We start from the raw sequence: 20,091 nt of genomic DNA, 5'->3' as shown, positions 1-20,091 counted from the left end.
AGTGAATAGCCTTGATTACGTATATGTGCAAAAACAGTCACTTTCAGGAGCTTCAGCTCCTTCATTACGGCACGGAAGCTTGCGCACCCGGTCACCACTTCGGCCCGGCCATGCGGGATTATTACAAAATCCATTACATTTTGGACGGCAAAGGCACCTTCGAAGTCGGAGGCAAAAAGGTTACGCTGCACAAAGGCCAGGGGTTCCTCATCGTGCCCCATTCTGTCGTTCATTATGAAGCAGATCAGAATGATCCGTGGGAGTATAGCTGGGTTGCTTTCCAAGGGAGCACCTGCCCTTCGTTATTACAGCAGGCTTGCCTGTCTGAGCACCATCCGATCTTTGAAATGGGCAATGACGATGACGAGATGCGCTCCTGTCTGCACCGCATGATTAGCTCTCGCAATACCCATAAGGGATGGGAGATCAGCATGACGGGATTGCTCTTTCAGTTTTTCTCCATTTTGATTGATCGAGCCGGTGAGGACAGACCTATTCCGCTCCAGGACTATACAAAAGAAACTTATGTCACTCAGGTAATGGATTTCATTGAGATTAATTATGCCAATACCATCACAGTACAGTCCATTGCTTCTCATGTTGGCTTGCAGCGCAGCTACTTGTGCTCTCTCTTCAAAGACAAGATGGGCACCAGCATTCAGTCTTATCTGGTCAATTACCGCATGCGCAGGGCGGCTGAGCTGACGTTGGACCCGGCTTTGACCATTGGGGATATCTCCCGTTCCGTCGGATATGCCGACCAGCTGCTTTTCTCAAAAATGTTCAAAAAAGTTATGGGCGAAGCCCCTACGTATTATCGCAAACACAAAACAGCACCTTCCCATTTATGCTGCTAATGGGAAAGTGCTGTTTTGTGTTTTTACACAGGATATCACTACCTGCTTACGACTGAATTCCATTCGTTCGTTCTTCTCGTTCTACTTTAAGCCTGCTCCTGCATGGTCACGCCTACCACTTGAACTTTAATTTCATTCACCATAATGCCTGTTAATTGCTCCACTGCTTGCTGCACATTATGTTGAAGTTCCTGACAGACTTCGTGCATCTTTCTGCCAAATTGAACATTGATTCGCAGTTGGATAGATGCCTGGTCATCTTTGATCACAACGTCAATCCCTTTTTGCAAGCTCTTTCCGCTGATGCTCTTGGCGATTCCTTCGGTAAGACCAACAGACATGGAGGATATTCCCTCTGTAGTCTGGGCGGCCATGCCAACTATTTTGGATACTACATCGTTGGAAATATGAATGGCGCCCATTTGAACAGATTGTGGCTCAATATACTCAGGTTCAGTGTATGGTTGTGGGATGATTTCAGACATGATTTCCACTCCTTCTATATCATTTATAAATGTTTAAGCATTCTGCCATTTGTCCTTGAAGAATAGCTGATAGATTCGAACCAAAATAATTTTTACGATCATGTAGACAGGGATGATGATCAGAATGGCAATTATGCCGCCCAGGTCCCCTGCACCCAGCACCAATATAATGGTGGTAAGCGGATGAATGTCGAGTTTTTTGCCGAATACATACGGTGCAACCAGATTATCCTGAATTTGCTGAGCTACCAGAATAATAATGAGTGACCAGATCGCAACCGATGGGGATACCACCAGTCCCATAATGACAATAGGAACGGAGGAAAGGATTGCCCCGATAAACGGAACAAAGTTCATAATAACCGCAATTACGGTTAACAGCAGTGCATACGGGAGACCGATGATCAGGAAACCGATATACATCAGCACACCCAGTGCCAGATTCACGAGAACTCGTCCCACAATAAAACCGCTTAACGCCTGATCGATCTCAAGTACCACGTCACGACTGTCTTTTTGGAAGCGTTTTGGTGCAATGTGCACCAGCTTACGGCCGAATTTCTCTCCCTGCTTCAACATGTAGAACAAAATGATCGGGAAAGTGAACAGAACAATCGCAAAGCTTGAGATAAGTGAGAAGAATCCACTCACATAGTTCGTTACAAAGGTAAAGCCTTTGTTAATGTAATCCGTAATCTGCGAAAACGGGGTCGATCCTTCCGGGAACATAGCCGTAATGACGCCGTTCTGTTCCAGCTCTTTAAGCTGCAAACTCAGTGAATTGATTAAATTTGGTGCGTTTTCTACCAGATTGATCAACTGCTCGCGTAGTGAAGGCCATAACCCTATAATAAACAGGGCGAACAGTATCCCAAACACCAGATAGATTAGCAGAATGCTAAGTGTGCGATTCAGCTTCTTTTTCTCCATGTAATTGACGAGCGGCCGCAGCAGATAATAAAAGAATACGGACAGCATCATCGGCACGGTAATAACCGTAAGCATGGTAACAAGCGGTTGGAAAATAAAGCTGACGCGTGATAACAGATAGATATTAATCAGTATCAGTGCCAGTGCAATACTGAAACGTACAAACGAATTTACTTTGAACAAAAAGTTTCCCCTCCACTTAACCTTTTCTATATGAGCACTTTGCAAATGGTGATCAGAATGACATGTTTATGTCCACCTTATCCTTTATGTCGGTTCTTTATTTCGGAATCTGTATAGTGAACACCGTCGTCTCCCTTCCACGTCGGGAAAGTGTTAATCGTCCACCCATTTTCTCGGTGTTCCGCCGTGCAATGGCCAGTCCAAGCCCGGTACCCCCGGTTCCCGTACGAGCCTCATCCCCGCGTACAAAGGGATCAAAGATGGTTGCCCATAACTCCTGAGGGATACCCACACCGGTATCAGCGACCTCAATAACCACATGGTTGTCCAGTGGGATTAACTCCACACGCAGCTCCGTCCCCCGAGGGTTGTAGGACAAGGCATTTGTAATCAGGTTCTGAATCACTCTGGACAACAGCTCCGGATCATACCTTGCATAGATCTCTTCATCTGGGACTAGCACATGCAAGCCAAAATGGTTCTGCTCAATCTCACCATACGTATCAGCCATAATCTCACGTACAAACTCGCCGATTTCCCGCTGTTGGATATGCATACGGAAGTCAGGTGAATCCACTTTGAGCAATTCCAGCATATTCTGAATCATGCGTGCGACCTGAACAGACTTGTTGTAGATATATCCCAGATATCGCTGCTGCCTGTCCTTATCTTCCCCCCGCCCTTCCACCAAAGCCTGGGCGTATCCTTGAATACTCGTGATCGGGGTCTTGAGATCATGTGACAGGTCCACAATCAGTCGCTGCTTGCTCTCTTCGGCATAACGTTTCTCCGCAGATGTATTCTCAATGACGTCAGCCATATAATTGAATGTTTCTCCAATCTGGACAAATTCCCTCTCTGCCGTAATGGACATGCGCGTACTATAATTCCCCTGGATCATCTGGGTAAGACCTAGAGAGAGAATACTTAGCGGCTTTTTGATTCGCCGGGCGACCCAATAGCTGTATACAAATATCAGCAGCAAGACCAACCCGATCCCGATCATAATGTAGAACGATAACGGATGCTTCAAATTGGTAATCAGCTGATTATCATTAATACGTACACTGACCAAGTCACGCGGAATCTTCAGCAAAACGTACTTTGCAGCTCCCTCAGTTGAAAGTGGACTAATGGAGTAGTAATACGGCTGTTCGTTTCGGTTTTCGAGTCCAGCATATAGCTCAGCTTCACTGTATTGAGTGAACGTATCCTGCTTGTCCCCGATATAACGAATGACCCTCCGATCCGCATCCAGCACTTCAATCCATCCTCCGCTATCCTTGAGACGCTGAATCTCGGTATTGTTGGCCTCATTGGAACTACCGGACAACCATCCGTTCTCCAGTTCTGTCACATACACATGTGCCTCCACATTCAGATCAGGATCAACCACCTGATCCGAAATGCGGAAATCGACCACATCCAGATTAATGATAATGTACACAATGGCTACCAGTAACAACAAAAAGAAGTTAAACAGCAAAAAGTCCAGTGTCAGGGACGTTTGCAATAGTCTCTTTTCTCTAGCTTTCCATGGGCGCTTCAATTTTGTATCCCAGTCCCCTTATCGTTTTTAAATATTCCGGTTGTCTGGAGTCGCGCTCGATCTTCTCCCGAATGTTACTGATATGTACCATTATCGTGCTGTCCTCGTGAGCGTAATAATCTCCCCAGACGGCTTCGTATATTTTTTTACGGGTGAAGACACGGCCTGGCTGCTCAAGCAGAAGCTCCACGATTTTGTACTCTGTAGAGGTCAATGTCACAGGTTTACCCGAACGAAAAAGGATACATTGGGATCGATCAAGCCTGAGCTCACCCAGCACAAGATTCAGCTCTTTGGCAGCAGGCATGTCAGGTGCATCAAATTGATTGACTCTTCTGAGCAAAGCTTCCACTCTGGCGACAATTTCCAAAGGATTGAAAGGTTTGGAGATATAGTCGTCGGCACCCAATCCGAGTCCAAGGATTTTGTCATGATCCTGGCTCTTGGCCGACAAGAAAAGAACAGGCATATGATGTGTGGACCTGATTTGTTTGATCAACTGGAGTCCATCCATCACGGGCATCATAATATCCAGTATGACCAGATCAATCTGAGTTGAACGGATACACTCTAGCGCTTCTACTCCATTAACGGCCGTCACAATGTTGTAGTCCTTCTCGAGGTACAGCTGAAGCAGTTCCACAATTTCAGGTTCGTCGTCTGCAATTAATAGTGTGTATCTCATGTGAATCCTCTCATTCCTGTTTCAATAAATTCAGTTTTCATTCGAATTCGTATCCGTACATTCCGTTTATTGTTCATATGTCTATACGTTACTACTATATACTACGTCTCTTAAATCAATCTAAACCATTTCTAAAGATAACCTAAATAAAAAGCCCGGGCATCAGGCCAGAGCTTCAAATATAAAGCTAAAATAAGTAAAGTTTCAGTACCATTCATCACTTGCTACGTAACCAGGGTTCAACCCGATCATATAATCGGTCCTTATCATATTGCACATACTGACTCGCCTGATTGCGTACAGGGTCACCGGCATAGAAACGTTCATACAGATCATGTCTGGCTCCCAGCGGACTTCCTGTCAGCTCCCAGGCGAGCTGGAATAACCGAATCTTCTCCGGTGCCTGCATCGTTACGCCTCCAAGATACTTGTTCATCATGGGGCTGATACTCCCATCGAGCTCCAGCTTCCCGGAAGGGATCTGAATAAGGCCACCTGCGGCTATAGTCTTCAAAATCTCAACAGCGCGCGGGTAATAACAGTTCCCCAGATTACGGGCTGTTTCGATATACTTGAATCCTGGTAGCCAGTTACCATGAACATCCGGCGCAGCTTGTGCCTCGGATGCGATGATGAGTCCTTCAATCGTATGCATCTGGCTAATCATCTCCCCAAGCTGTTCCTGTACGTTTAGGAAGGAGTCTACTCCAATCTCCTTGGCAATGGAAGACGTGATGGCTGTAATGAATTCCAGCTTCGAATGGAGCCGAATAATGCTCTGATGGTAAGCCAGACTCGAGGATGCCACGTTGCAGCGAATCTGCCATACCGCTTCCGGATTGTTGTGCAACAGTACACGTTCCCAAGGTACAAATACGTCGTCAAAAAATAATACAGCATCCATCTCATCATAGTGACTACTGAGCGGATGAGCGGTATCTGAATCTGATGTTGCAAAAGATTCTCTACATACCATATGTAATCCTGGACTTCCTGCTGCCACAATAACCATATGCGCCAATTCCGGGCGATGTCCAGGAATTCGCTGAATCGGATATGCAATGATATCGTCCGCATATGGAGCAGCAGTCGCCACCATCTTCGCACCACGAAGGACAACGCCCTCTGTATTGGTACGAATGATTCTGAGCATTGCATCTTCATCTTCCCCAACAGGCAGAGCGCGGTTAATCTGCGGGTCACGCTGGACAATGGTCAGGAAGGCATCTTTACGTTTTGCCTCATCATAATAGGCAGCGATTTTAACTCCATATGCCGGGTCATATACAGCCATCGCATCCCGTGTGGCGTACCATCCGGTCAGGCGGGATCGGGCGTAATCCGAGAGACGGCTCATTACCCCGTAGGTGCGATCAGACCACAATCGAAAGGCTGCCGCCCTGCTGCTGATCTCCTGAGCATTACGGGGTACTCGAAAAGCCTGATGTACATATCCATTCGTCTGCTCATCCCAATAAGCCACTGTTTCTCTCGTGTCCGCCCCTTCTACCAGATTAAACAGACTTTCAATCGTTTGTAAGGTTCCCCGGAAGGCAGAATGCTCTGTTACGCGAATACGTTCTCCATCCAGCCATACATTCCGTTCGTCGTTCAGCCGTTGCAGATAAGCTTGTCCACGGGACATCGTTATGCTCAATGTAATCCTCCTTCTCCGTTAGAAAGGCTAGAAAACTCAATGGTGATAATGTTTTTAGTCATTTCAAGACTCAGTTACACTGAAATGATACATATTGTATCTATTAAAATAGTACTTTGCTTTGGTGGAAAAAGTCAACGGGGTTATGACAGAAGGGCTTCTCATTTCGGCAGGTTTGGCTGCATGGCTGATTCTTTTAGGGTAATACACCAAACTTGCCAGACGCTAACGAACCCTCCGCACCTTAAAAGGCGGATTCTGAAGGCATGCCACTTTTAACGAACTTCAGTGACGTTATTCGATGCAAAACGCTCGTCAGAGCCTAAAAAGCGACGTAACTAATTAAATAACGTCACTAGGATTCGTTACAATTCAGAACGGTATAAATGAGAGCGAATAAGGTGTTTCCGGTTCGTTAGTTCAAAATAACACGAAAAAGAGGCTGTCCGATAAGTCTTAATCATGACTTATCGGACAACCTCTTTATATTAGATTAATTTGGCATACATATGACGCAGATAGCGCCAGCGTACCAGCAGGAAAAATAGAATCTGCATGGATGCAAATACGAGGAAAATGCGCAAAGTATAACCCATGACGGAGAAATCAACCAACTGCTGCAATGCGACAAATGCAACGGAGCTATGGATTATGGCTAATGCTATTGGAAGGAAAAACATTAATACCAGCTGTCTGGTTACAATGCTGCGAAGCTCCGGTCGACTCAGTCCCATCTTACCAATCATGCGATACTGCTCTTCATCCCGTTCCAGATCTGCATATAACCGGAAGTAGGTAAAGCTTGCAGCAAAGGTGAAAAAGACAATGCCAATCAATCCACTTAGAATTAGGATAATACCATTGGTTTGTTTGGAATTAAGCCAATCCAGCACGAGAGCGCTGATCTCAAAGTAGCCCTGACCATCTGAGTCATTTTGAATGGATTCGATCAGATCAGGAGCAAACTTCCGCGTTCCCATCCAATCTGTCACAACAAATTGAGTTTTTTTATCGAAATAAAAATTTTCATCCGCTTGGATTTCATTCTTAAATTCCTTATTCATTTTATCGTACAGCTCATTGGAAACCACATACACTTCCCTTGTATATTCAACTGGGATGACGATCTCGGTCTCAGGAGTTGTTAGACGTATCTTTTTATTTGTTTCTCCAACCCTTATATCGATATTTTTCTGAGTTGAACCCTGCCCGACCAATGCACGTAACGTCTTGCGACTTGTAAGATTACCCGGAGTCATAAACGAGTCGTTGACGTTCTCCAAAGTTCGCTCTTTGTAACCAAGTGCCTTGGCAAGATGATTATACTCACTTAGTTTGATAATATAGTTGCCCTCGCCATCAAATAGCGGAATATAACTTCCTTTCTGATACGGAACTTCATTATCAATTAAAGTCTCTTCGATCTTCCTGATCTGGCGTTCTGCACTGGAGGTCTCCCATGAATTCTGGTAAGTAAACGCATATGGATTTGTCATGGATGATAATCCCGGATCAGCGATCGCAAGCATCGTACCAATGCCCGTAAAGGCAGAAGCCGAGATCACACTTACCATAAAAAACATGACAGCATTATCTTTCATTCGATAGGTAAGTTCGGAAAGAAACAGCAAATTCGTTTTGCGGAAAAACAAACGCTTATTGCCTTTGAGCGCACGAATGGCATACACACTAAGTTGGGTGAATAACAGATATGTGCCTGCAATAACCAAAACAACACTACCAAGCAGCAAAGGGAAAGAGTATGTGATCCATACAAAAGCAAATACACCCGCATATCCACCCCCAATGAGTATGACGGAGAGAAGTGCTAAAAGACGAGAAGCCTTTGGCTCGGGTTTTGGTTTTTCCTCTGATTTTACAAGGTCAATCAATGACCCTTTTCGCATCAGCAGCGATGAGCTCAGCGCAATCACAACAAACAACAGCAGAAATGCTCCGACAGAAAGTGCGATTGCTTTTAATGGGAAATAGAATCGGAGACTTTCTTCCACAGCGAGCATGGAACCGCAGATCAACAGGATCAGCTTGGCAAAAATCATTCCTAATCCAACGCCCGCCACAATGGCGGCGAGTCCAATACACATATTCTCCATAAATAATAGTCGGTTCATCTGTTTACGAGTCATGCCGATGATTTGAAATATGCCGAATTCTTTTTTACGTGTCTTTAGAAATGAACCTACGGAATAGAGCAGAAACAAAAACGAAAAGATGAAAATAATAATCTCTGCAATTAGAAACCCTTGATTCGCAAGCATGGTCACTGTATTACTTGAACCTTTCAGTCCATCCTTCAGATCCGGGTGAAACAAGAGCAATGCATACGTAAAAAAGATCATGACGGAAAACGTACTGCTCAGAAAATGGGCTAAGTAAATTCGTTTGTTCCGAACAACGTTATTAATGGCGAACTGGCGAAAATTCATGTCCTGAGCCTCCCATCAGGGATAATACGTTGATGATTCGTTGATAGAACGTCGATCGGTTATCTCCATAATGAATTTCGTTGTACAGTCGTCCATCCTTAATAAATACAACCCTGCTGCAATAACTTGCCGCAACAGCGTCATGCGTGACCAACAGCATGGTGGCCCGATCTTCCTGGTTGCGACGTTCCAGCATCTCCATTACATCACGTGCTGCCTTCGAATCGAGATTTCCTGTAGGCTCATCGGCCAGCACCAGCTTGGGAGAATGGATCAGGGCTCGTGCGATTGCTGTCCGCTGGGCCTGACCTCCGGAGATTTCATACGTACGTTTGTTCAGAAGAGATGCGATGCCCAGCTTCTCTGCGAGTCGATCAACACGTTCATTCATCTCCTCAACCGGTACTCCATCCAGCGTAAGCGGCAGGACAATGTTTTCTTTTACCGTGAGTGTGTTGAGCAGGTTAAACGACTGAAATACAAACCCCAGCTCTCGGCGTCTGAACAGAGCCAGTTCATCGTGATTCAGTTCAAATGGGTTCTTACCTGCAATCTGCAATTCCCCTGAAGTAGGGTGGTCAATAGTTGAAATCATGTTCAGCAACGTTGTTTTGCCGCTGCCGGATGGACCCATGATGCCAACGAATTCACCCTCCTGAATACTGAGATCAATTCCTGATAAGGCTTCGTATGACACGATCCCTTTATAAATTTTGCTAATCTGTTTCACTGAACATATCTCCATAGGTTAATGGCTCCTTTTAGATTTTCGAATTTGAATTAAACCAAGTTGAACTGAACTTCATCGCAATTCGAGGTCGTTCTCTACGTTCTGACTTCAGTCTATCGAAGTTTCGACCATTCTCCTATGGATTAACCTTTCATCTTCATGACATTCTTGTAAGGTTATATAGGTCTCGCTGTCCAACAATCATCCTCTACTATGTAGAAAACGAGAAAGACGCCGATCCCTGTCAGGGCACCAGACGTCTTCTCATTTCATTCCGCTTATGAATTTTATATTTAGATTTCAAATGTAATGGTTACAGTGGTTCCTTCTCCCTGAACGGATGTAAGGTCAATCCGATGGTTCATTCGTGTCAGGACATCCTTAACAATATATAGCCCCATACCCGTAGATTCTTTAAAGTGACGCCCATTCTCTCCGGTGAAAAAAGGCTGGTACACTCGTTTGAGATCCGACTTGGGAATACCCACTCCCTGATCTTTCACTTCAAGAATAATGGATCGTGTTGATTCATGGGCCTGGATGGTTACCTTTTGCCCGTTTCCCCCGGAAGAGTACTTGATGGCATTGGATAACAGCTGTACGAGGACAAACCGAATCCACTTCGCATCTGATTGGACCATTAACGCAGAATCAATTTTCATCTCGGGATACACGTGATTGCGAATGAAGAACCGTTTCAGCTCATGGATGGCTTCTTCCCCAGCCGCCTTGAGGGATACTGGCTCCACACTGAAATCTTGTTCAAATGTCTCCAGCCGCGCCATGTACAGCACGGTTTCCAGCCCTCGTCTCATCTGGTCTGCTTCCTCTCGAATGCTGATGAAACGGGGATCCTCATCCTCCTGATCCTCAACCGTCAGTTCAATGACGGACAAAGGTGTCTTCATCTGATGAACCCATTGATTCATAAAAGTCAGGTATTCCTGTTGACGCTGTTCCAGACGATGCAGATGCGCATGATAATGACTGTACTGTGAGTCCAGCAATTCTGACAATGCCTGCGGCAAGGGCGCGGGCTCATTCAATGGAACAAATTCTTTCAGATCATTCATTCGATGTGACATCCGGGAATAGAACATGCGATGGGACAGATACCGATAAATGAGATAGGCTGCGTATAGGACTAGCCCCAGAGATACCGCATACGTGGCCGTTAACCAGTGGTCATAGCCGTCGTACCAGAAGACCGCAACCACGGTGAGCAGCACAACGATCACCCAACAAGTCAGTAGAATATGTTCTTTGATAAACAACTTCATGAGGGTGACGATGCCTTCCAATTACTGTTGAGTCGATAACCTGAACCTCGCACTGTCTCCAGCGCATCTGTAATTCCCAGCTCAGTCAATCGTTTACGCACGCGGGTCACATTCACGCTAAGTGTATTATCATCCACAAAGGAATCGTCCCACAGTTTTTCCAAGATGGTTTCACGGCTAACCAGTTTTGGACTGCGACGCAGCAACGTCTCCAGCAGAATGGTTTCTTTCTTGGTCAGCTGTATCTTGCGGTCGCCGAGCTCCATCTCCAATCTTTCCAGATAAACAGTTAGTCCATCCAATTCCACCTTGCGTTCTTCATGACGCGCAGCGTAATCGCCATACACCCGGCGCAGCTGACTTCGAATTTTGGCCATGACAATCTCATGCTCAAACGGCTTCGTAATATAATCGTCCGCACCGTTCTCAAGCGCCATGACCTGATCCATTTTGCCACTCCGGGCGGAAATGAAAATAATCGGACATGTGGAGATGGAACGAATTTGGCGACACCAATAGAAGCCATCGTAACTCGGCAAGTTGATATCCAGCAGCACGACATGCGGCTTCATTTGTTCAAACTGCTGAACGACCTGCTCAAAATCCTCAACCGCAACGGCCCTGTCACCATATCGCTCAATATGGGATTGAAGTAATCCCGCAATCTTCGGATCATCTTCAATAATCATTATCGTATACATAAAAAGGGTCTCACCTCTAACCTGTCGTAATGGAATATGCAATTCTCTTTCCAAAATCATAACACAGGTAGGTACTATCGGGCATCGACCTGTTTGCGCCAATCCACAATGTCAGCGTTCAGCTGCTTCAAATCTCCTGACGGCTGCTCCTCATCGGACAAGTTATACTTCTGCTTCAAAGCCAGAATTCGATATACACTTTCATTAATTCGGGATTCTGAAATCTTCCCGGACTTCACCGCACTCTTCAGCGTATCAAAAATAGTCTTGGCACTCTCATAACTGTGAGCTACCAACAGAATATCGCTTCCTGCTTGAACCGTCGCCACGGCGGCATCGTTCAGCTTATAATTTTTGGCGATCGCGCCCATGCTCAGATCATCTGTGATGACCACACCGTCATATTTGAATTTGCCACGCAATTGTTGACCAATAATGACGTCCGACAAGGAGGCCGGATGATCGGGATCAAGCTTCGGAAACAGAATATGGGCTACCATAACCGCTTCCACCTGTTCCTTCACCGCTGCCTCAAACGGAATCCACTCCAGCTGGGCAAGTTGCTTTTCTGTTTTGTTTACGACAGGCAGATCCAAGTGGGAGTCCACTGACGTGTCTCCATGACCGGGAAAATGCTTTACCACCGGAATAATCCCTTCGCTGCGCAGCCCCTTCATCTCGGCTACACCCATTTGAGATACCAGACTGGCTGAACTTCCAAATGAACGATCCCCAATCACCGGGTTATTCGGATTACTGTTTACATCCAGCACCGGTGCAAAATCGACGTTAAAGCCTACCAGCTGAATTTGTCTTGCCAACAATTTGCCCATCGTTTCAGCCAAATCTGCATCCTTCGTCTTGCCCACTTTCCCATTGGAAGGTATAGTCTCTACCGTTTCCGGCATACGACTAACTTTGCCACCTTCCTGATCCACACTCATGAAAATAGGAACCGGGTTGGAACGATTGGCATCCTTAATGGATTGTACGAACTTTGCTGTTCCTGGCACGGTCGAGACATTATTGGCATAAAAAATAATCCCTCCCACCTTCTGATTCGTGATCATCTGTTTCGCTTGATCATCCAAAGTGGTCCCCTGAACACCAGCGAGAATCATTTGTCCGATCTTCTCATCCAATGATAATTGGTCGAGCTGCTCTTCTACCGGATCCTTCACTTCCTGTGGAGGCACTGTATTCTGTTGATCATCCTGCACATTATCCTGATCGTTTGCACCTGCGTTTGAATTCGCATTGGTCTCCGTTCCGGCATTATGGTTATTTGGCTCTGACGAGGAAGGCTTCTGGGACTGTCCACATGCAGATAAGAGCAGCACTATTCCGCATAGCAGGAACAACATTTGAAGCGTGTTTATGTGTTTATGTTTTAACTTGCGATTATCAATATACAAGGATGGTCATCCTCCTTAAACGTTGTTGTCATTCAGGCTGAATGTGGTTCAGGCATAACCTTATCATAAGGTGCATCATTTTCAAAATGGAGATGGGTCGAGTACAAATTCTTAAGTAGTAGCATGAATGACGCAAAAAAAATCCCCTTTTGAGGTTAAAGTGTGTTATTTCATGGTGTTATTCCTTGGGCGTGTTGGATTGAAAGGTATGAGAAAAGGTGTCAGCGGTGCGAAAAATGTTTTCTATTGTGAATTTTTCATATATTGAAATTATTATTATAGGAAGACCAAAAACAGCTAATGTTTATCAAGCATTTCAATTTGGATATCTAATAATTTTAAGAATATTGAACAAATAGCTTTAGAAAAATATAAAAAATAAAATAAAAACTTTATATTGTTAACCTAAAATACATCTGTTATACTTTGACTCATATCATGTTAAGTAAAATGACATTATATCGAATGGGAGTGATTGTCTAATGAATAACCGGTTTAAATGGAAGGTTTCATCTGCGTTATCTGCTGTATTATTAGTGATTCCAGCTTCTTATGTTGCAAATGCTGACACAAATCAATTCAAAAACGTTCCGAAGACACATTATCTTGAAGCAAAATCGGAAAACGTACGCTGGGGCAATATCGGAAAAGGTGATCCTGTACTTACGGTTAATTCGGGGGATATCGTCACGGTGGAAGCTGTTACGCATCACTCCGGCGATGATTATGAACGCATGATCAAAGGCGATGCCGGCGCAGAAGATATTTTCCATTGGAGCGAAACGAAAAAAAACGAGGCAGATCGTGGACCTGGCGTACATATCATGACGGGACCGATTGCAGTCGAGGGTGCTGAACCTGGCGATGTACTTGAAGTGAAGATTTTAGACATGAAGCTGCGCCCTAGCGGAAACGGGGAGTATGCCGGTAAAACCTTTGGTTCGAATGTAGCTGCGAACTGGGGCCTTTTATATGGTGAGATGGAAGAAACGCCGAATACACGTGAGGTTGTTACGATATATGAAATGGAGACGAAAGGCGGCAATGATTACGCCAAGGCACTGTACAGTTATCGCTGGACACCGCAGACCGATCCGAGCGGCACTGTTCATCCAACCATAGATTATCCGGGTGTTATCGTTGATCACTCGACGGTGGAAGAGAACCATGATGTGCTAAAAGGCGTTCACGTTCCTGTCCGGCTGCATTTTGGCACAATGAGCGTGGCTCCCAAAGAAGCTGATGTTGTCGATTCCGTTCCACCATCGTATTATGGCGGGAATATCGACGATTGGCGCGTAACTGAAGGGGCAACGATGTATTATCCGGTATCAGTACCTGGAGCACTGCTTTCTGTGGGTGATCCGCACGCAGGTCAAGGTGATTCCGAATTGAACGGAACGGCGATTGAAACATCCGTGACCGGGGATATCCAGCTCATTCTGCATAAAAAAGCGGCGCTGGACAACAAGTTGAAGGCGCTCAACTTCCCACTTCTTGAGAATGAAAACGAATGGGTTGTTCATGGCTTCAGCTACGCGAACCATTTGGCCGAACTGGGTGAGAATGCACAGACAGAAATTTTCAAGCAGTCCTCCCTGGATAAAGCGATGAAGGACGCAGCGAACAAAACGAAGTCTTTTCTGATGAGAGGCATGGATTTAACTGAAGATGAAGCATACTCACTGATGTCCGTTTCAACGGATTTCGGAATTACGCAGGTTGTTGACGGTAACTGGGGCATTCATGGCATCATCAACAAAAAAATCTTCGGGGAAAAAGAACAGAAGCGCACACTGCTGCGCACCAGTTTTGAACAATTCGGGGCAGACATCGGATGGGAGCCCGCAACAAAAATGATCACCATTCAATATAACGGCAATACGCTCTCGGCCAAAATCGGTGCCACAACGGCTACGTTTAATGAGAAAACGATCAAATTGACGGCGCCTATTCAATTGAACGATCAGAAGTCGGCAGAAGTCAGCGAATATTTCGTAACCTTCTATCAGGCAAAACTGTCCAAGGCGGAATAGTCACTCTCTCCTGTTTTTGCAAAGGAATTAAACAAGAACCGTTGGTCTTCGGGCCTGACGGTTCTTGTTCGTTAAATATTCAATCCATCCTGGTTTTTGTGACGCTTCAACAAAATCTGGTTTTCCACCCGAACCAGCCCTTCCAGAGAGTAAATCGATTCGTTCATGAAGCGCTCCATTTCCTCGATGCTCTCCACAAGAATGTGGGTGTGCAGGATGCAAGCCCCCGTCATTTCATAAAGCACGGCCACCCGCTCGTTTTCTTTCAGCGCCGCCACAATCTTGTCCAAATGTTTGGGTTCAACCTCCAGCTCAAGATAAGCAGAAATTTTTTTCCCAAGCTTCTCGGCACTGATTACAATCGAAAATTGCTCAATAATCCCTTGATTTACAAGACGTTCAATGCGTTCCTTAACTGCTACCCCTGAAAGACCGACCTCTTTGGCCAGATCAGTGTACGAGATTCTGCTGTTCTGGGCCAAGCGCCGCAAAATATGGCTATCAATCGTATCCAGCACGTCATTCACCCCTCTATGTACTACATATTGTAACAGAAAAACAGTGTCACAGAAAAACAGGCAACCCCTAATAACCTGCTTACCTGATCATACGAAAAGCCGCCTTTCGGCGGCATCAGGTTTGTTTTCAGTTTTCGTTGTTTTGGCACTTACCCTTAAAGCTTCTCTTAATAGAGTGTTTTCAGCACTTCTGTTGTAAAAGGGACAATGTCGGACTCGCGTCCTTCGCGAACTTTGTTTGGCCATTCCGGATCACTCAGTAGTACACGCCCCAACGCGATCAAGTCGAATTCATTATTCTCCATTTTCTCGTTCAACAGATCCAGATGAGCGTCACCCGTTCCCTGGTTTTCGTTCGCTCTGTCCACGAATTCCGCTTCGAGTCCTACTGATCCAACAGAGATCGCCGGTTTGCCACTTATTTTCTGTGTCCAGCCTGCAAGATTCAGCTCTGAGCCATCAAATTCCTGCAGCCAGAATCGACGTGTCGAGCAGTGGAAAATATCTACGCCTGCAGCTGTCAGTGGTGCAAGGAATTGCTCCAGTTGTTCTGGTGTTTTCACCAGCCGTGCGTCGTAGTTCCCCATTTTCCATTGGGAGAAACGAAGTACGATCGGGAAGTCAGGACCTACTGCAGCGCGGCATGCTTCAATAACTTCAACAGCAAAACGCGTACGCTGTGTCAGATCGCCTCCGTATTTATCCGTACGACGATTGGTGTGCTCCCAGAAGAATTGATCAATCAGGTAGCCATGAGCCCCGTGAAGCTCAATACCATCGAAACCGATGCGCTGCGCATCTGCTGCCGCTTGGGCAAACGACTGGATAAGGCCCTTGATCTCGTCTTCTGACAATGGTTCTCTCTCAGGTTCACCTGCCATACTTATTCCCGAAGGGCCTACCGGCTGAGCTTCTGCATTAGGCAGGTCGCCTGAACGGCGGGCTGTACCCACATGCCACAACTGTGGCATGATTTTGCCACCTGCCTCATGGACTGCTTTGACTACATTCGCCCAACCCTGCAATGATTCTTCGCCATGGAACAGCGGAATGCTCGTGCCACTAATGGATGAAGGATGGTTAATACCCGTTCCTTCCGTAATAATCAGCCCTACACCTCCGGCCGCTCTGCGACGATAGTATTCCACGACCTCTGGTCCGGGTACTCCTTCGGGCGAAAATCCACGAGTCATGGGTGCCATGACGATCCGGTTGGACAGGGTAAGCTTGTCCGAGGTAAATGGTTTAAACAAAGCTGACGGTACATTCATTGTGTATTGCTCCTCTACGATAAAGTTGGAAGAAAACAGGTATACTCCATTGCACATGCTCATGTATCTCTACCACAGAAGTTATTCAGTGAGTTGGTTAACAAATATCACCTTTCTATTTTATAGTTTCTGATTTTTATTTTCAAATTCCCGATCAAAGAGGCATTACAATCTCTTGAACACAAAAATAGAGCAAGCTCGATGTAGCTTCATCTAAGAAGTTCTACGATCTCGTCCTGCCCTGTACAATTAACCTAAACAGCTCTCTCTGTAACCAAAAATGTGGATGAAGCATAGTATATAATCCATAATCTTCCTTTCGATTAATTAGAATTAACAGGGATGTCATTGCGATTAACTCTCAGTAGTTTGCCTGATGAAGTCGATAGAACATCGGGGTCTGTGCCTAGTCCAAAGTAGAAATCACCTTCGTGTTCTTCAAAAGACTTGGCGTACGTGTCCTGGTTAAAACGGAGAATTTCATTCCATGTGTTCAGATCTGTGGATTGATATACCCGGTTTATATAGAGATTCGCACTTTTGCGAGTGTAGGTAAGCACATAAACCTTCCCTTCCCGAAGCAGCAGATCCGTAGGAAGAGCCTGAGTATCTGGCAAAATGACGCATGTTGCCTGATTAATGTCGGTCATGACATTCAAGGATTTGGGTAACAGTTGCCCGTCATTGAATACCCCTCCGACAATATAAAGCAGCTTATTGTTGAAATTAATGTTTTTCCCTATTTTATTATACGGGACGGTGCCCGTTTGATAGGATAATCCCGGGAGCATTTTGCTACCATAGATGACGACGTCTTTCTTTTCGAGCTTCTCATTAATCTCTAATATATTGGTTTTATCTCCCCAAATATTATTGGCAGGATACATCATTCCTGATGCATATAATTTGCCTTTGATCTCAAATAGCGTATATGCCCTGAAGCCAAACGTATTGATAGTGGCGAATTTTTGCCAACTTTCTCCTTGATCATGAGAGATTAATACAGTAGGTTTCTGCTCGGTACCCAGCGCCGCAAACAGTTTGCCCTGATAGGATGCCAAATCGTATACGTGTACACCTAGCGGCAGATTACGATACTTTGTCCACACATCTCCGTCTAACCGGTAGAAGTTCCCCATATCCCACTGCTCACCATCCGAATCATTTCCGGGAATATACAATTTGTCGTTCAGCACTTTATAAATGTCTATCTGTTCCTCATCTACGAATAATTTGGTCGAAGGAACGATGCTCGGATTGTTATTGGTGACGGCCTGGGTTATAAATTTGGGATTGGCTGTATCGTAATAAATGACTGGAATTGGGCCCGCATTAGGTGAAACACCTAAATTACTGCTGTTCCCGTGACCCATATATATTTTTCCTCTGTACAATTGCAAATCCCAGACATTGTTGGCATACGGTGCTTTCTTAAAAGGTTTCCCAAGCAACTCGATCTTGGACGTCACATCGGCCGATGTGATGGGTGCATTGGACACCTTGGCAAGTGCCCGTTCTGCAGTCGGCTGCTGTTCAGTGGAAACATTGTTTTTGGGTTTTGAACTGCCCATAAGCAGCCAGCCCATGCCTGCAACAACCGTCAAAATCACGGCTGCCCACTTCGTATTCCTCTGCATGTCCGCTTCCTCCTTCATTTTTATGAAATAACACCTTTACATCAAAATGATACAAATTGTATCTTTTTATATTATGTAAAATGAAACGTACTTGCAACAAATTCCGCCCGCTTTGTGCAAAAAAAATAGACAATCGCATCCGAAGATGCGTTGTCTATTTGTCATTCATTCGTTGCAGCTGCCTACCGCTGGACATCAGCTCAAGTTGAACTTCAACCTGGTGACAGCTGCCATTCGTTGACTTCCACTCTATTATGTTGTCTTGTTAAATAGCTCGGTAAAGTTACTCTGCTTTCACCAGAATTTTAACCTGGTTTTTCTCTTTCAGCAGTGCTTCAAATCCGTGCTCTACCACTTCGTCCAGGCTGATTCGTTTGGTTACCAACTTATCAGCTGGGAAGAAACCTTTAGCCATCAGGCTAATCACAGCCGGGAATACGTCACGGTAACCGATAATGCCATTGACTGTGCGCTCCTTCATAACAATGGAGTTAGGCAGAATCGGTGCTTCTTGTTCGAAGATGCTGACGATCATCAATTCACCGCCAATACGCGTTGAATCAATCGCTTGTTGCAGCACCCGTGGTACACCCGTTACTTCATAAGCTACATTCACGCCACCTTGTGTACGCGCATGGATTTCTTCCACCACATTGTATTGTGTAGGATCAATAACAATGGCGCCAAGTTCTTCCGCTTTGGCTTTACGTTCCTCGGATAATTCAACAACATAAATATCCGATGCGCCAGAAGCTTTCAACGCTTCAATAACCAGCAACCCGATTGGACCCGCACCAAAAACAGCCGCAGTGTCGCCCACTTTGAGTTTGCTTTGACGAACAGCATGAAGTGCTACTGCGGAAGGTTCCACCAACGCTCCTTGCTCATACGAGATGGAATCAGGAATGGCATGTACCATATATTCCTCAGCTGTTACATACTCCGAGAAACCTCCGCCTCCACCAGCCAGGCCCAAGAAACCCATCTGATCGCACAAATTGTATTTCCCTTGTTTACAGGCTTCACAATGGCCACACGCATAGATCGGTTCCACTACAACGCGGTCACCTGCCTTAAATCGTGTCACACCTTCTCCTACTTCAACGACTTGTCCTGAAAATTCATGTCCCATCACAACAGGTGCTTGTTCCCCTGTTAGCGGATGCGGTGCTTGAGCCGGAATGAAGATCGGGCCAGCAGTGTACTCATGCAAGTCACTGCCACAGATTCCACACCACTCCACTTTTATTTTAACCTTTCCCTGTTCAGGGCGGGGTTCATCAATATTTTCGAGACGTAAATCTTTCACTCCATGCCAACGCAATGCTTTCATTTGTTTCATCTCCCAGATCATAATTTTTGATATAATCGGAAACGTTTCCGTAAGTTAAATATGTCACATTTTAAATAGGCTGTCAAACATAATTTGTCACACATATGTCTATCTTATGAATTTTACGTCGATAATTCTGGTGTAATGCCAGCGTTTTCAATGTATTGATCTTTTTTTCTCTGTGGCTTTCCCTCCGTTCTCTCTCGTGTATATTTTTAATTCAATTGATATAGAATGCGCGATTTATCTCTATTTATCCATTCGGTTCTTTTGGAAAGCAACCAACATCTCTGGTCTTTAATCGTATTCACAGGATACTTATTGGCTCAAATGTTATAATCAAGGTATAGGATTGTCATTTCATTCGTATATATTTT

General features: G+C 45.2%; 16 protein-coding genes. 2 read left to right on the top strand and 14 right to left on the bottom strand.

Annotation, left to right across the window (positions count from 1 at the left end; genetic code table 11):
• Positions 1 to 11 precede the first annotated feature (11 nt).
• A complete protein-coding gene (locus RS891_RS13270; protein WP_315795530.1) occupies positions 12 to 857 on the top strand; it encodes an AraC family transcriptional regulator in 846 nt (281 codons plus the stop codon).
• Positions 858 to 943: 86 nt separating this feature from the next.
• On the opposite strand, the gene RS891_RS13265 is transcribed toward RS891_RS13270, so the two are convergent.
• From RS891_RS13265 to nagZ, 10 genes are all read right to left on the bottom strand, one after another.
• The gene (locus tag RS891_RS13265) at positions 944 to 1,342 is read right to left on the bottom strand and encodes an Asp23/Gls24 family envelope stress response protein (RefSeq protein WP_113052342.1); all 399 of its coding nucleotides are present in this window, start codon (positions 1,340 to 1,342) and stop codon (positions 944 to 946) included.
• Positions 1,343 to 1,375: 33 nt separating this feature from the next.
• Positions 1,376 to 2,455 (bottom strand): AI-2E family transporter, encoded by a 1,080-nt coding sequence (locus RS891_RS13260; RefSeq protein WP_076291048.1) that lies wholly within the window; start codon positions 2,453 to 2,455, stop codon positions 1,376 to 1,378.
• A gap of 97 nt (positions 2,456 to 2,552) precedes the next feature.
• Positions 2,553 to 4,004, bottom strand: a complete 1,452-nt coding sequence (locus RS891_RS13255; protein ID WP_113052343.1) for a sensor histidine kinase — start codon at positions 4,002 to 4,004, stop codon at positions 2,553 to 2,555.
• On the bottom strand, positions 3,982 to 4,689 hold the full coding sequence (locus RS891_RS13250) for a response regulator transcription factor (RefSeq protein ID WP_315795529.1): 708 nt from the start codon (positions 4,687 to 4,689) through the stop codon (positions 3,982 to 3,984). The genes RS891_RS13255 and RS891_RS13250 overlap by 23 nt, the downstream gene beginning before the upstream one ends.
• A 217-nt stretch (positions 4,690 to 4,906) precedes the next feature.
• On the bottom strand, positions 4,907 to 6,334 hold the full coding sequence (locus tag RS891_RS13245) for a 4-hydroxyphenylacetate 3-hydroxylase family protein (protein WP_315796299.1): 1,428 nt from the start codon (positions 6,332 to 6,334) through the stop codon (positions 4,907 to 4,909).
• 500 nt (positions 6,335 to 6,834) lie between these two features.
• On the bottom strand, positions 6,835 to 8,793 hold the full coding sequence (locus RS891_RS13240; protein WP_113052346.1) for an FtsX-like permease family protein: 1,959 nt from the start codon (positions 8,791 to 8,793) through the stop codon (positions 6,835 to 6,837).
• Complete coding sequence (locus RS891_RS13235; protein ID WP_113052347.1) at positions 8,768 to 9,538, bottom strand: ABC transporter ATP-binding protein; 771 nt, start codon at positions 9,536 to 9,538, stop codon at positions 8,768 to 8,770. Before RS891_RS13235 ends, RS891_RS13240 begins: the two co-directional genes overlap by 26 nt.
• Before the next feature lie 278 nt (positions 9,539 to 9,816).
• Positions 9,817 to 10,803: a sensor histidine kinase gene (locus RS891_RS13230; protein WP_113052348.1), complete on the bottom strand. Its 987-nt coding sequence runs from the start codon at positions 10,801 to 10,803 to the stop codon at positions 9,817 to 9,819.
• Positions 10,800 to 11,504: a response regulator transcription factor gene (locus tag RS891_RS13225; protein ID WP_064638808.1), complete on the bottom strand. Its 705-nt coding sequence runs from the start codon at positions 11,502 to 11,504 to the stop codon at positions 10,800 to 10,802. The genes RS891_RS13230 and RS891_RS13225 overlap by 4 nt, the downstream gene beginning before the upstream one ends.
• 74 nt (positions 11,505 to 11,578) lie before the next feature.
• Positions 11,579 to 12,919 carry a beta-N-acetylhexosaminidase gene (gene nagZ / locus RS891_RS13220; RefSeq protein WP_315795528.1) on the bottom strand — a complete coding sequence of 447 codons (1,341 nt, stop codon included), beginning with the start codon at positions 12,917 to 12,919 and terminating at the stop codon, positions 11,579 to 11,581.
• A gap of 482 nt (positions 12,920 to 13,401) precedes the next feature.
• On the opposite strand from nagZ, the gene RS891_RS13215 reads away from it, so the two are divergent.
• Positions 13,402 to 14,955 carry an acetamidase/formamidase family protein gene (locus RS891_RS13215; RefSeq protein ID WP_315795527.1) on the top strand — a complete coding sequence of 518 codons (1,554 nt, stop codon included), beginning with the start codon at positions 13,402 to 13,404 and terminating at the stop codon, positions 14,953 to 14,955.
• 71 nt (positions 14,956 to 15,026) lie between these two features.
• Here the strand turns inward: RS891_RS13215 and RS891_RS13210 are convergent, their stop codons facing one another.
• The 4 genes from RS891_RS13210 to RS891_RS13195 form a co-directional block, all read right to left on the bottom strand.
• Positions 15,027 to 15,473 (bottom strand): Lrp/AsnC family transcriptional regulator, encoded by a 447-nt coding sequence (locus RS891_RS13210; protein WP_315795526.1) that lies wholly within the window; start codon positions 15,471 to 15,473, stop codon positions 15,027 to 15,029.
• A 167-nt stretch (positions 15,474 to 15,640) separates the two neighbouring features.
• The gene (locus RS891_RS13205) at positions 15,641 to 16,744 is read right to left on the bottom strand and encodes an NADH:flavin oxidoreductase (RefSeq protein WP_315795525.1); all 1,104 of its coding nucleotides are present in this window, start codon (positions 16,742 to 16,744) and stop codon (positions 15,641 to 15,643) included.
• Between the two features lie 323 nt (positions 16,745 to 17,067).
• Positions 17,068 to 18,381, bottom strand: coding sequence for a hypothetical protein (locus RS891_RS13200; RefSeq protein ID WP_315795524.1), 1,314 nt, complete (start codon positions 18,379 to 18,381; stop codon positions 17,068 to 17,070).
• Positions 18,382 to 18,664: 283 nt separating this feature from the next.
• Positions 18,665 to 19,714 carry a 2,3-butanediol dehydrogenase gene (locus RS891_RS13195; RefSeq protein ID WP_113052353.1) on the bottom strand — a complete coding sequence of 350 codons (1,050 nt, stop codon included), beginning with the start codon at positions 19,712 to 19,714 and terminating at the stop codon, positions 18,665 to 18,667.
• Between the last annotated feature and the right edge of the window lie 377 nt (positions 19,715 to 20,091).

The organism is Paenibacillus sp. BIC5C1 (assembly GCF_032399705.1).
In the GTDB taxonomy this organism is placed as follows: Bacteria; Bacillota; Bacilli; order Paenibacillales; family Paenibacillaceae; genus Paenibacillus; species Paenibacillus taichungensis_A.
This window is presented reverse-complemented; position numbering and strand designations above follow the sequence as displayed.